This is a genomic window from Brucella tritici (genome assembly GCF_902825325.1).
In the GTDB taxonomy this organism is placed as follows: domain Bacteria; phylum Pseudomonadota; class Alphaproteobacteria; order Rhizobiales; family Rhizobiaceae; genus Brucella.
The window spans coordinates 364055-377414 of sequence record NZ_CADEAR010000003.1 but is presented as its reverse complement, the minus strand read 5'-3'; the positions used below and the strand labels follow the sequence as shown (position 1 = coordinate 377414).

The following is a 13360-nucleotide window of genomic DNA, read 5'->3' as shown; positions in this document are numbered from 1 at the left end:
GAAAAAACAAACATTTAGAAAGAATGAGAAGGCATTGGCTTAGATTGTTGCCGTGTTCCGCAACGAACGCTTACTGCTGAGGTTCGCGTTCATCGAATGAGCGCTGTGCGACCGTAGCTGCCGCGTCTCCCGCCGTCTGCGCCTGCTGATCCGTCTGCCCCACAGATTTTGCCGCAGCGACAGCATTTGTGCGCGCACGTTCAATGGCTGCCGCTTTCTCTTCCGGGCTTATTACACCGGAACTATCGCGGAGCGATTTGACCAGATCGGGGCCTTTTTCCGTGCTTCCTCTTTCTGTCGGTTTTGCAGGCTGCGATACCGCCGCAGCTCCCTGCTCGCCGCCGTTGGTTGTGGCAGCGGTCTCGTCACTTCCCTTGCCGCAGGCGGCAAGCGCAACAAGAACAATCGCAGAGATGAAAAACAGGGCGTTACGGTTCATGACAAAAGCCATAACCGAACCGAGCCTGCGTTGAAACACGGAAAACGCAGAATGCCCGTCTTTTCCCGACGTGGTTGCTTTAACGTTCATCTCAAAACCCATTGGCACGAATGGCGACCCGGAGACCGGATCGCCATCCAAATGCAGACGCATGATGCGTCACGGCTCTGCACCATTAGTTGGCAGGTGCCGTGCCCGTACCCGGCGTTGATGGTGCCGGATTGGTTGGGGCTGGCGTCGTCGTCGTGTCATTGTTCGAAGGCGCTGCCGGCGCGGATGGTGCCGGTGCGTTGCTCGTGTCATCCTTCTTGTCGTTGCAAGCTGCAAGGCCGAGAAGTGATACGGCGGCGACGGAAGCAATCAGAAACTTCTTCACGTTGGCTCTCCTTCCTAGATCAGGCTCGTTGGCCTGGTTTCAGGCATCAAATGGCAATATTGCCAAACGCCTCTCTCTGTTTTCTCCGTGCGTGACCGGTTTGTCCGGCCAATCACCTTTACGGTCGCTCATCGACACAGAAATCCTGTCGACTGGGACCGTCACACAAGAAAACGGCAACAGCGCGAAAAAGTTCTCTCAAATAGTCTTACCGGCCGTAATAAACCGACAGTATTAAAGGCGTATAGCGGCATTCATCAGGTTTAAAAATCCGCAGTTAATTCGTCACGCCCCTGTCATTGGACGATGTTTAACTTTGCGAAATCGAAGTCGGGATTCGTGCATCAGGGGAACTTTTAATGACAGAGCAAACATCAGCCGACACAATTCTCAAACGTGCCGTAACCCAGAACAGCGCCCTCTCGCGTGCGGGCTTTTCCGAAAGGTTGTTTGCCTGGCTCTTCAAAGGGCTAGTCTATCCGCAGATTTGGGAAGACCCCGAAGTCGATATGGCTGCTCTGGCCATCAAGCCGGGTCACCGCATCGTCACCATCGCGTCCGGCGGATGCAATGCCATGTCCTACTTGACCGCCGCGCAGATCGCATGACCGTGCAGAACGCGAGCTACACCGACTTTCTCGCTGCCAAGCCTGGCTCTTCCGTCGACCGTTACATTCTGCTGGACGCGCAGGACTGGATGAATGACGAACAGCTCAATGCCCTCTGGAGTGAAATTACCCGTACGGCAGCAGCAAATGCCCGTGTCATCTTCCGTACTGCAGCGGAACCGAGCCTGCTTCCGGGACGGGTGGCACCACAAATTCTGGACCGCTGGGAATATCAAGCGGATGAATCCCGCACCCTGCATGACCGCGACCGCTCGTCGATCTATGGTGGTTTCCATCTCTATACGCTGAAGGATGCCTGACATGTTGCGCAGCCCGTGGAGCGTTCAGGGTGTCAAACATGCCAATCTCATGGATCGGGTCTATCGCCGTCAGCGGCATTTCTATGATGCTACCCGCAAGTATTATCTTCTGGGCCGGGACCCCATGATCGCGGGACTGTCCGTGCCCAAGGAGGGCACAGTTCTGGAGATCGGCTGCGGCACAGGTCGCAATCTGGTGAAAGCTGCGGAAAATTATCCGGATGCGAAACTCTTCGGCATCGATATTTCAGCAGAAATGCTGGATACGGCACGCCGGGCGGCAGAGCGCGCAGGCATTGAAGATCGCGTCCGGCTTGATCGCGCAGATGCAGCCCAGTTCGACCCTGATCGACTGTTCGGACAGACCGGCTTCGACCGGATTTTCATTTCCTATGCCGTATCGATGATCCCGCAATGGCAGTCGGTCATTCGTGAAAGCATCCGGCACCTTAATGCAGATGGGGAATTGCATATCGTCGATTTTGGAAATCAGGCCCGCCTGCCGCGCTGGTTCGGAAAGGCACTCTTCAAGTGGCTCGAATGGTTCCATGTCACGCCGCGTTTCGACTTGTTCTCGGTTTGCGATCAGTTCGCGCAGGAACGCAGTGCTGTCGTTGAAAAGCGTATTCTTTATCGTGGTTTTGCCTGGATAACGATCATTCGTTCGACAACGTCGCCCGCTCCCAAAGATTAGCACCAAACTTGCCCGCCAGACTGGTGACGTCCGGCTTCGGATCGCGTAACCGTTAGAGGACTGATTCGCGACACGGAACCCCTTTATGAACCGTCTGGCCAGCTACAGCATTCTCGCCCTCGGCGCATTTATTCTTTCCGCCTGCACGACGGTGGATTACGACTTTTCCGACGTAAAGAAATCAGGCAGCTCAGTGGCGCGGATCGCACCGCCGTCCGGCCCTGTGAAAGCGCCGCGCTTCGGCGATCGCGACCCGCATGACTGGACCGGCAAGACGCCCTGGCATTATCCGATACACGGCACCGATGTTTCCAAATATCAGACCAATGTGGACTGGAGCGCCGTGCGCGCCAGCGGCATTTCCTTCGCCTTCATCAAGGCGACGGAGGGCGGCGACCGCGTCGATGACCGTTTCAAGGAACACTGGAACGGCGCCCATCAGGCAGGCATCGCGCGGAGCGCCTATCATTTCTATTATTTCTGCCGTCCGGCTATCGAACAGGCACGCTGGTATATCCAGAACGTACCGCGTGATCCGAGCGCGCTTCCGCCCGTTCTCGATATGGAATGGAACCCGCAGTCGCCAACCTGCAAGCTGCGCCCCAATGCTGCCGTTGTGCGCAAGGAAATGCGCATCTTCCTGCAGGCGCTGGAAAAGCATTACGGCAAGCGTCCGATTGTTTACACGACGGTCGATTTCTTCGATGACAACGACTTGCGGCAGATGGCTGACTATGCGTTCTGGCTGCGCTCCGTTGCCGGTCATCCGGATGAGAAATACGGTCCCCATCCGTGGACGTTCTGGCAATATACGGGCACCGGCTCCATTCCAGGCATCAAGGGCGACGCCGACATCAATGTCTTCGCCGGCGATGCCAACGCATGGAAAAAGTGGCTGGAAAGCAACAAAGTTCGGTAACACAGCGCAGTTTGGCAGTTCACACCAAGTTTTGCTTCATTTCCGGGGCTTGTTGAGGCAATAGCTAAAACAATCCTCGGATGGAGCGGCTTGCTCCCAATCTATTAGTGTGAGTTACCAATGAAGTTTTTTGCTTCAGTTATCGCAGCCGCCTTGCTTGCATCGACAGCCATGTCCCATGCACAGGCTGCCGCTTCTCCCGCGCCCGCTGCGACGCCAACTGAAAACACCGTCAATCTTCCCAAGCCGGAATGCGAGATCGATTACGGCCAGTGGATGGACAATCTGACCAAGGAAGCCCGTGACGCCGGTGTCGGCGAAAAGGGCATCGCCGAATTGCACAAGGCCATGCTTGAGCAAAAGGTGCTTGATCGCGACCGCAAGCAGACTGTTTTCAATCTGACTTTCACCGAATTTTCCAAGCGCCTCATCTCGGAAGCGCGCCTGAAAAAAGGCCGTGAAAATCTGGTCAAATATGCAGATGTCTTCAAGAAGGTCGAAGATACCTATGGCGTTCCGGGGCCAGTCCTTGCCGCCTTCTGGGGGCTTGAAACCGACTATGGTGCCATTCAGGGCGATTTCGACACGTTAAATGCGCTCGTTACCCTCTCCTACGACTGCCGCCGTCCAGACCTGTTCCGCCCGCAGTTGATTGCCCTTCTCAAGCTTTTCGATCAGGGCGTCGTCGATGCGGCAACCACCGGCGCATGGGCTGGCGAGATCGGCATGATGCAGCTTCTGCCGAAGGATTATCTTGAACGTGGCGTCGATGGCGACGGCGACGGTAAGGTCGACCTGAAGAACAGCGTTCCCGATGCCATGATGACTGCCGGTCGCATGATTTCGGAACTCGGCTGGAAGCGTGGCCAGCCTTGGCTTGAAGAGGTGCGTCTCACCAAGGATCTGCCTTGGGAAGAAGCAATCCGCACCAACCGCAAGCCGCATTCATGGTGGGCTGAGCAGGGTGTGATGGGCCTCAACGGTCCGCTTGGCGCAGATGATGGCGATGCGTCACTTCTGCTGCCGCTTGGCCGCAAGGGACCGGCTTTCCTGTCTTATCCCAACTTCGACGTATTCGTGGAATGGAACAAGTCCATAGTCTACGCCACAACCGCCGCTTATTTCGCGACCCGCCTCGCTGGTGCGCCAGCCTTCGATCCGGGCAACCCGGTTCCGGGCCTGACGCAGGAGCAGCTTAAGGAACTCCAGACCAAGCTTCAGGCCCGCGGTTACGACATGGGCGAAAAGATCGACGGTGTGTTCGGTCTCCTGACCCGCGATGCCGTGCGCGCTGAGCAGATGCGTCTTGGAATGCCCGCCGATTCCTGGCCGACCCAGGAGCTTCTCGACAAGCTGTAAGCAAATCATAAGGCGCGGGATCATCCCCGCGCCTTTTCCTATTCTGCTCTCACCACGAATGCCCGTTTCATGCTCACTACCCTGCTCGTCGTCCTTCCCGTTTTCGCGTTGATTTTCTCCGGCTGGGGTGCCTTCAAGCTGAAAATACTCGGGCCTCATGCGATAGCGGAGCTGAACCGTTTCGTCGTCTATCTGGCACTGCCTGCTCTTCTCTTCGACATCATGGCCAATACCCATGGCAGCGAGCTCTGGCAGCCGGGTTTCATCGCAGTATTTCTGCTTTCAAGCGCAATTGCGTTCGCCTTGCCCTTTCTGGTGCGGCTGCGTGGAAGGCTGCCTCTGGCAGATACTGCGCTTGACGGGCTGAACGCCGCCTATCCGAATACCGGCTATATGGGCATTCCACTTTCGATGATCGCCTTCGGGTCAGGCGTTTTGGCAGCGACCACCATTTCGATCATCATCACCGTCTGCGTCACCTTTGCTTTTGCGATCGTGCTGATTGAAATCGGCTTGCAGACCGAGAAGAAGCCGCTTCATCTCGTCTGGAAGGTCATGCGGTCCCTGATCCGCAATCCGCTGCTTGTCGCTCCGGCGCTTGGCGCTGTGGTGTCCTTTCTGGGGCTCGCCATCCCCGCCCCGGCGGAAACTTTCCTGAAGATGCTCGGTGGCGCCGCATCCCCTTGCGCGCTGGTGGCGCTTGGCCTGTTCCTCGCCCAGCCGCGCAAGATCGAACGCGAAAGCGTCAATGCCATTGCTTTTCTTGTTTCAGTCAAGCTCATCGTCCAGCCTCTCGCAACCTGGCTGCTGGTGGTCTATGTATTTGGACTGCCTCCCCTGCTCGCACAAAGCGCGGCTCTTCTTGCAGCACTTCCGACCGGCACGGGCCCCTTCATGCTGGCCGAGCATTATCGTCGCGAGGCAGCGATTACCTCCAACGTCATCCTCTATTCGACAGTGATATCTATCCTCACCTTGTTGGCATATTTGGCGCTAATTCGCTAAAAATCGCAAAAAACATGCCAAAAAACCTGTGGCAACTGCGGCGAAAACAGTACCAAACGTGGCAGTTCGGTGTCTTTTTCATGAAATGTGAATAAATTTTTCTAGTCAAATATTTCAATAGTTTAGGTGGTAAACGATAGGTTTATTTCTCCATCACGGCAGATTGCAGTGCGAAATCTTCTTTTGTTCGAGGCGTTTTGCGCTTAGATTCGAGCTTCCTACCAGCGCGCGTCCGGTCACCCGGACGCATATGAAGGAGACAGACCAATGGGACTTACGCGATCTTTGAATGTCCTCATGATCTGTGCGGCATTTGCATTTGTTGCAGCGTTGATAGCAGGCGTCATCCCTTAGGGGAATTAGCCTAAACCATTACGGCGGCTTCGGTTTTGAGGATAGGCCAACCCGCACGAAAACAAGAAAGCCCGGCGTCACCGCCGGGCTTTTTATGTTTAGGCAACTTCCAGAGTTGCTTCCGTCTTTGGCCTTATGCCGATCATGTGACAGATCGCAAAGGGCAGATCGGCGCGATTCATCGTGTAGAAATGGAAATCCTGCACGCCGCGTTCGATCAGATCCATCACCTGCTCGGCGGCAATTGCAGCGGCTACCAGCTGATGTGTCTGCGGATCGTTGTCCAGTCCTTCGAAACGCTCCGCCAGCCAGCTCGGAATATGGGTCGCCGACCGCGCACAGAAATTCTTGACCTGCTTGAAATTATGCACTGGCAAAACACCTGGAACGATCGGGATATAGATACCCGCACGGCGAACGCGCTCGACATAACGTTCGTAAAGATCGTTTTCGAAGAAGAACTGGGTAATGGCGCGTGTCGCACCATTATCGACCTTGCGCTTCAGCATATCGATATCGGTTGCAAAATCCGGGCTTTCCGGATGCTTTTCCGGATAGGCGGAAACTGAAATGTCGAAATCCGCAATATTGCGCAAACCAGAGACCAGTTCGGCACCGTTCTGATAGCCACCCGGCGTCGGCACATATTTCTCGCCGATACCGGCGGCTGGATCGCCGCGCAGCGCCACGAAGCGGTTGACACCGAGTTCTGCGAATTCACGCACGACGCGATCAACTTCCTCGCGTGTCGCATCCACGCAGGTTAGATGCGCCGCTGGCTTGACGTCGGTTTCCTTGAGGATGCGCGCCACGGTGCGTGTCGTGCGTTCACGCGTGGAGCCTCCGGCACCATAGGTCACGGAGACGAATTCAGGCTGCAGCGGAGCAAGCCGCGTCACCGTATCCCAGAGACGCTGTTCCATTTCCTCCGACTTGGGCGGGAAGAATTCGAACGATACCCGGGTGGTCTGGCCAACATCCGGTCGGCGGGAAAGACCGTAAAAACCCATCAAACTGTCTCCGTCATGCTTATTGTCTGTTTTTGCCGCATGTCTTTATCCCAAAACCGGTTCCGACTTTTGGGAGGCATGCGAAACCGGATCGGCGATGAGAAGGCGTGGATCGCGGGCGAGCCACAGCTTCACTGTCAGCCCCTCATCCCCATTGGCCGCCTTCGGCTCCAGTTCCAGTGTCTTTTCCGGCTCAAGACCGGCATCTCTCATCCAGCCCAGCATCTGTTCATCGCTGAAGCCAAGCCGCAAATGTGCGTGTTCCTCGCGCAGGAACTCGAGCTTGTGCGGTGCGAAATCGACGATCAGCAATCGCCCGTTGGGACGCAAAGCCCGCGCCGCTTCGCGAATGGCGGCAAGTGGATCATCAAGGAAGTGCAGAACCTGATGAATGGTCACCAGATCGAAGCTCTCACGCTCCACCGGCAGCGCATAGACATCGCCCTGACGAACCTGCGCATTGCCAACGGCTGCGAGATCGAGATTGGCGCGCGCCATAGCCAGCATATCGCGATTGATATCGATACCGACACCGCGAAGGTAAAGCGGCGCAAAAAGCTCCAGCAACCGGCCCGTTCCCGTGCCGACATCGAGCATCGCCTGAAACGGTTTGTCACCGACAACCTTCTTGAGGGCCACTTCGACCGCATTCTCGGAAACATGCAGCCTGCGAATCTGATCCCAGCTACCGGCATTGGCGCTGAAATAGGCGGCGGCCTTTTCCTGACGGCTGGATTTCACCTGCAACAGGCGTTCCATGTCACGTTCAACAAGAGCATCGGTGTTGTCGAGACGAGCCAGAAGCCCGCGTGCAAGGTCACCGCTGATCGCATTGTCAGCGAGACGGAAATAAGCCCATGCGCCTTCCTGATAGCGATCAATGAGATCGGCTTCCGCGAGCAGCTTCAAATGACGCGACACGCGCGGCTGGGATTGCCCCAATATCGTCGTGAGGTCGGAGACGGTGAGATCACCGCGCGAAAGAAGTGCAAGAATGCGCAAGCGGCTTGGCTCAGCCACCGCCTTTAGCACATCTACCATCAGATCGAGTTGCAGTTGCAAACCGGCCATGCCTTCCGCTCTTTGTTGACGCATTTTCTCATTCACGGCCCATCACGGATATCCGTAAAAGATATAAAGATATGTTTATATGGAAAGCAGTTCCTGTGCAAGCGATTTTCGTGACAGAATGGCCAAGCAAAGGATTCGCACAAACAACTGACTGTAAGGATGAGCCATGGGTGCAGGCACAATGCGTCAGAAAGCAATCGCCAAATCGCTGACGCTTCTGCTTCCGGCGATACCCTATTCGGATTCCGAGCCTATCCGTGCGGCAGCGCTCAGCCCTCATATGAAGATGCTGCCGCCATCCACTGCCGTCTGGCTGGCGACAGTCGCGCATGTGCGTCACACGCATACCGATTACGATGCGCTACGTGATGATGGATATGACAGGGATTCAGCGCGCTTCTTCGTGCTCGACGCAATCAATGCCAAGCTGACCGAATGGCGCGCGACACGGCTTCTGTCGCCGGAAGACGACGAGGCGGTGAATATGTAAAAACGCCGCCCGGAGGCGGCGTTTTTACTGATGAATGTGATCTGATTATTCGGTACCGTGCCCCTGCAGATAGCCGTGCTCACGCGGGTTCGGCATGAAGATGCTGACCGCAAACACGATGACCATCATGATGGTCACGTACCAAAAGAAGCCGCTTTCCATACCCTGCTGCTTGAACCAGAGTGCCACATATTCAGCGGTACCGCCGAAGATCGCATTGGCGATGGCATAAGCAAAGCCGACACCGAGCGCCCGCACTTCCGCCGGAAACAGCTCTGCCTTCACGATGCCGCTAATCGAGGTGTACATGCTGACAACCGCCAGAGCGATCACGATATAGATGAATGCCATGGTCGGGCTCTGCACCGAACCGATCAGCGTCATGAGCGGAATCGTGGTCAGGATCGAAATACCGCCAAAGCCGATCATCATCGCCTTACGGCCAATCTTGTCGGACAACGCGCCGAAAAGCGGCTGCATCAGCATGTAGGCCAACAGCACGAAGGTCATGGTTTCGCTGGCCGTTTCCTTGCTCATGCCAGCGGTGTTGACCAGATATTTCTGCATATAGGTGGTGAAGGTATAGAAGGCGAGCGAACCGCCAGCCGTGAAGCCGACGACGACAAGGAAGGCCTTGCGGTGGTTCTTCCAAATATTGGCAAAGCTGCCTGCCGCCTTGTTGCTGCGGGTTTCTTCCGTCGAGGTCTCGTGAAGGGTCCGCCGCAGGAATAGTGCGACGATGGCCGCAACGCCGCCAATAGCGAAAGGAATGCGCCAACCCCAGGCATGAAGCTCGTCCGACGTTAGGAAGAACTGCAGCACCACGATCACCAGAACAGCAAGCAACTGCCCGCCAATCAGCGTGACATACTGGAACGACGAGAAGAAGCCCCGGCGCCCGGCCAGCGCCACTTCGCTCATATAGGTAGCGGTGGTACCATATTCGCCGCCGACCGAAAGGCCCTGCAGCAAACGCACGATCAGCAGCAGGAATGGTGCCAGAACACCGATTGTTTCATAGGTCGGCAAAATGGCGATGGCGAAGGAGCCAAGGCACATCATCGTGACCGAAATCAGCATGGATTTGCGGCGACCGAGCTTGTCGGCAATGCGGCCAAACAGCCAGCCGCCGATGGGGCGCATGAGGAAGCCAGCCGCAAAAATCGCAGCCGCATTCAGCAGCTGACTGGTCTGATCCTCGGCAGGGAAAAACTGCGATGCGAAATAAAGTGCACCGAAGGAATAGACGTAAAAATCGTACCACTCCACCAGATTACCCGATGCGCTGGCCACGATGGCAAAGACGCGGCGGCGCGTGTCATGGGCATCATGTGCCGCTTCGACCTCGCCATTGGCGTCAGCATGCATTTCTGCATTGTTCATTCTGAAAACTCCCGATAGCAGGCGGTTCTCAAACAGCCTGCAAGCCGCCGACCCCAGGCAGGGATTACCGAAATCGGCGATTGTTTCACTTCATAAACATAAAACTGCGAACCGCATTTCAACTGGAAAGCAGGCTCGCATTTGAAATGTCCTCCCGGTCGAAATCATACTGTTTGGATCAATTGCGAAGACGCAAAGACGCCTGAAACAGTCCTTGAACCGGCAGCCTCGGCGTTCATTTCCATTGAAAAGTAAAAACGGAGCAAGAGCATCGAAACCGGCCTCCTGAACGAAATCGCAACGGGGATGGCGCGCATCGCGGCGTTGCGATCATGACGGCTCCATATCTAGAGCGGTTTCAGGATGCGGCCAGACCATAGGAACAAAATCGTTTGCATGCAATCTATTCCAATATGAGAAGTTGCTAAAAGATATGATTGGCGTCGCCGTGCAATGATGCGGAAACATAATGCATTGAAATAATTATATAATAATCAATTCTCTCTACACAGGCAATCGATCAATTCCCCGTGTAGAGTTGTCTGTCGGGCGACTATTTCTTCTGAACAACCAGAAAAATACGTGGGAAACGCAGCAGGACTTTCCCATCGACAGCCGCCGGATAATGCGTCGCAATCCTCGCCTTGTAAGCTTTCAGATAGTCGGCCTGCTCCTGTTCATCGAGCGGATCGAGAAACGGTCGCAACCCTGTCCCCTTCACCCATTCCACAATCGCATCAACGCCATCCAGCGGGTGGTTATAGACCGTATGCCATATGTCGAGCCGCGCAGCCTGACCGGCGAGCGCGTTATAATATTCCATCACCGGCGGCAGAGGTCCCCTGCCCTTGGTGCCGATCTTGGCGACGAAGGCCTCTGTTTTTGCGACGTCACGCATACCAACATGGGTCTGCTCGCCCATATTATCCGGCATCTGGACGGCCAGCACCGCGCCGGGTTGCAGCAGTGACAACAGCCGCTGCAATTGCTCGATATGGTCCGGCAACCATTGGAAAACAGCATTGGAAAACAGCACATCCGTTTCGGCATCCGGCTCGAAACTGGCGGCATCACTGATGAAGAACTCTACGTCTGGCAGACGGGTCTTCGCCTTTTCGATCATGTCTGGCGACGTATCGAAGCCTGAAATCTGTGCATCCGGCCAGCGCTCCACAAGAAGCTCGGTCGAATTGCCGGGTCCGCAGCCGATATCCACCACCTTGCGCGGCGCTGGCAGGGGTATCTGCGCCAGAAGATCGCGCGCCGGGCGGCTGCGTTCATCTTCAAACTTCAGATACTGTTTTGCGGACCAGTCTTTCATCGTCTTTCCTTTCATCACGTGAAAAGGGCCTGAAATAAAAAGGCCGGTGCGATGCACCGGCCTTGGAAGTCATTATCGGGTAAGCGGCTTATACGTTACCCGCTTCGGGTTGACACTCTCGGGTCCGAGACGACGAACCTTGTCAGCCTCATAATCTTCGAAGTTGCCTTCGAACCATTCAACATGGCTATCGCCTTCGAAGGCGAGGATATGTGTCGCGAGACGGTCGAGGAACATACGATCATGGGAGATGATAACAGCGCAGCCAGCATACTTTTCAAGCGCATCTTCGAGCGCTGCCAGCGTTTCCGTATCAAGATCGTTGGTCGGTTCGTCGAGCAGCAGAACGTTGCCGCCTGCCTGCAACATCTTGGCGAGATGCACGCGGTTGCGCTGACCGCCGGACAGATTGCCAACCTTGGCCTGCTGATCACCACCCTTGAAATTGAACGCACCGCAATAAGCGCGGGAGTTCATTTCGAACTTGCCGAGCTTGATGATGTCGTTGCCGCCGGAAATTTCTTCCCAGACATTCTTGTTCGGATCGAGGTGGTCGCGGCTCTGATCGACATAACCAAGATGCACAGTATCGCCGATGCGGATCGAACCGGAATCCGGCTTTTCCTGACCGGTAATCATCTTGAACAGCGTCGACTTACCGGCACCGTTTGGACCGATAACACCAACAATGCCACCTGGAGGCAGCTTGAATGTCAGGTCTTCGATCAGCATACGGTCGCCAAACGACTTGGTCAGACCTTCAGCTTCAATAACCACCTGACCGAGACGTTCGCCTGCCGGGATCAGAATCTGGGCATCGCCCGGACGCTGGTTTTCCGCAGCTTCAACGAGCTGATCGTAAGCCTTGATACGAGCTTTCGACTTGGCCTGACGTGCCTTCGGGCTTGCGGCAATCCACTGGCGCTCACGCTCAAGAGCTTTCTGACGCGAATCTTCTTCACGTCCTTCCTGAATCATGCGCTTGGCCTTGGCTTCGAGATAAGCCGAGTAGTTGCCTTCGTAAGGAATGCCACGACCGCGGTCGAGTTCGAGAATCCAGCCGGTCACATTGTCGAGGAAGTAGCGATCGTGCGTGATGAGCAGGACAGCGCCCTGATATTCGCGCAGATGCTTTTCCAGCCAAGCGGTGGTTTCAGCGTCAAGGTGGTTGGTTGGTTCGTCGAGCAGCAGCAGATCAGGCTTCGAAAGCAGCAGCTTGCAAAGCGCAACGCGGCGACGCTCACCGCCCGAAAGCTTGGTGACATCGGCATCGGCTGGCGGGCAGCGCAAGGCTTCCATCGCCATTTCAACCTGGCTTTCCAGATCCCAGAGGTTCTGGCTGTCGATGACATCCTGAAGCGCCGCACCTTCGTCGGCGGTTTCATCAGAATAGTTCATCATCAGCTCGTTATAACGCTCAAGAATGGCGGTCTTCGCAGCCACACCTTCCATAACGTTGCCAAGCACAGTTTTTTCTGGATCGAGATGCGGTTCCTGCGCGAGATAACCGCAAGTGGCACCGTCGGCGAGCCACGCTTCACCGGTATATTCCTTGTCGAGACCGGCCATGATCTTGAGGATCGTCGACTTACCGGCACCGTTGGGGCCGAGAATACCGATCTTCGCATCTGGATAGAATGACAGATGAAGGTTTTCGATAACCTTCTTGGCGCCGTAGGCCTTATTCAGCCCGGACATATGATAGATGAATTGGCGTGCCATAAAGCGCGTCGTCTCCGCAGGTTGAGAAGCGCGATCGGTCCAATGCTTACCGAGCCGCGCGGAAATTGTTGACGCGTATGTAGGCTAATTATGCCCCGGAAGCAAACGGCAACCCGCGAAACAGAAGCAGTGGCAACAGCCAATCAATGTTTGATGAGAACCATAAATAATGAAACCGGGCGCGGATATTTCCGTCACCCGGTTTCCCCTCTGGCCACCGTCCGCGAAAGTTTCCTCCCTTTCATCGGACGGCCTGCAAGTTATGACGTGAAATCCTGTTTAAAACGCC

13 protein-coding genes and 1 pseudogene are annotated in these 13360 nt (G+C 55.6%); 7 read left to right on the top strand and 7 right to left on the bottom strand.

Annotation, left to right across the window (positions count from 1 at the left end; translation table 11 throughout):
- Positions 1-70: 70 nt before the first annotated feature.
- On the bottom strand, positions 71-529 hold the full coding sequence (locus HWX93_RS06280) for a hypothetical protein (protein WP_419190734.1): 459 nt from the start codon (positions 527-529) through the stop codon (positions 71-73).
- An 85-nt stretch (positions 530-614) separates the two neighbouring features.
- Positions 615-815 (bottom strand): hypothetical protein, encoded by a 201-nt coding sequence (locus tag HWX93_RS06275; protein WP_109989505.1) that lies wholly within the window; start codon positions 813-815, stop codon positions 615-617.
- A 359-nt stretch (positions 816-1174) separates the two neighbouring features.
- Between HWX93_RS06275 and HWX93_RS23250 the strand changes: the two genes are divergently transcribed.
- The 6 genes and pseudogenes from HWX93_RS23250 to HWX93_RS06250 all read left to right on the top strand — a co-directional run bounded on the left by HWX93_RS23250 (position 1175) and on the right by HWX93_RS06250 (position 5720).
- Positions 1175-1423, top strand: a complete 249-nt coding sequence (locus HWX93_RS23250) for a DUF3419 family protein (protein ID WP_419190719.1) — start codon at positions 1175-1177, stop codon at positions 1421-1423.
- Positions 1414-1743, top strand: a pseudogene (locus HWX93_RS23245) (DUF3419 family protein); the annotation flags it as partial. The gene HWX93_RS23250 and the pseudogene HWX93_RS23245, both read left to right, overlap by 10 nt.
- A 1-nt stretch (position 1744) precedes the next feature.
- Entirely contained in the window at positions 1745-2437 is a 693-nt protein-coding gene (locus HWX93_RS06265) for a class I SAM-dependent methyltransferase (protein WP_176036859.1), read from the top strand.
- A gap of 85 nt (positions 2438-2522) precedes the next feature.
- Positions 2523-3356 (top strand): GH25 family lysozyme, encoded by an 834-nt coding sequence (locus HWX93_RS06260; RefSeq protein WP_176036858.1) that lies wholly within the window; start codon positions 2523-2525, stop codon positions 3354-3356.
- A 120-nt stretch (positions 3357-3476) separates the two neighbouring features.
- The gene (locus HWX93_RS06255) at positions 3477-4715 is read left to right on the top strand and encodes a lytic murein transglycosylase (RefSeq protein WP_061345990.1); all 1239 of its coding nucleotides are present in this window, start codon (positions 3477-3479) and stop codon (positions 4713-4715) included.
- Positions 4716-4784: 69 nt separating this feature from the next.
- Positions 4785-5720 (top strand): AEC family transporter, encoded by a 936-nt coding sequence (locus tag HWX93_RS06250; protein WP_176036857.1) that lies wholly within the window; start codon positions 4785-4787, stop codon positions 5718-5720.
- 452 nt (positions 5721-6172) lie between these two features.
- Here HWX93_RS06250 and metF read toward each other — a convergent pair whose 3' ends face one another.
- Both metF and HWX93_RS06240 read right to left on the bottom strand, forming a co-directional pair.
- Complete coding sequence (metF, locus tag HWX93_RS06245) at positions 6173-7084, bottom strand: methylenetetrahydrofolate reductase [NAD(P)H] (RefSeq protein ID WP_176036856.1); 912 nt, start codon at positions 7082-7084, stop codon at positions 6173-6175.
- A 45-nt stretch (positions 7085-7129) separates the two neighbouring features.
- Positions 7130-8155: an ArsR/SmtB family transcription factor gene (locus HWX93_RS06240; RefSeq protein WP_176036930.1), complete on the bottom strand. Its 1026-nt coding sequence runs from the start codon at positions 8153-8155 to the stop codon at positions 7130-7132.
- A gap of 166 nt (positions 8156-8321) precedes the next feature.
- Here HWX93_RS06240 and HWX93_RS06235 point away from each other — a divergent pair, with 166 nt between their 5' ends.
- A complete protein-coding gene (locus HWX93_RS06235; protein ID WP_176036855.1) occupies positions 8322-8645 on the top strand; it encodes a DUF2293 domain-containing protein in 324 nt (107 codons plus the stop codon).
- A 45-nt stretch (positions 8646-8690) separates the two neighbouring features.
- Here the strand turns inward: HWX93_RS06235 and HWX93_RS06230 are convergent, their stop codons facing one another.
- The 3 genes from HWX93_RS06230 to ettA all read right to left on the bottom strand — a co-directional run bounded on the left by HWX93_RS06230 (position 8691) and on the right by ettA (position 13071).
- A complete protein-coding gene (locus HWX93_RS06230; protein WP_176036854.1) occupies positions 8691-10028 on the bottom strand; it encodes an MFS family transporter in 1338 nt (445 codons plus the stop codon).
- A gap of 553 nt (positions 10029-10581) precedes the next feature.
- Positions 10582-11349 (bottom strand): trans-aconitate 2-methyltransferase, encoded by a 768-nt coding sequence (gene tam, locus HWX93_RS06225; RefSeq protein WP_176036853.1) that lies wholly within the window; start codon positions 11347-11349, stop codon positions 10582-10584.
- A 72-nt stretch (positions 11350-11421) separates the two neighbouring features.
- Complete coding sequence (ettA, locus tag HWX93_RS06220; RefSeq protein ID WP_176036852.1) at positions 11422-13071, bottom strand: energy-dependent translational throttle protein EttA; 1650 nt, start codon at positions 13069-13071, stop codon at positions 11422-11424.
- Between the last annotated feature and the right edge of the window lie 289 nt (positions 13072-13360).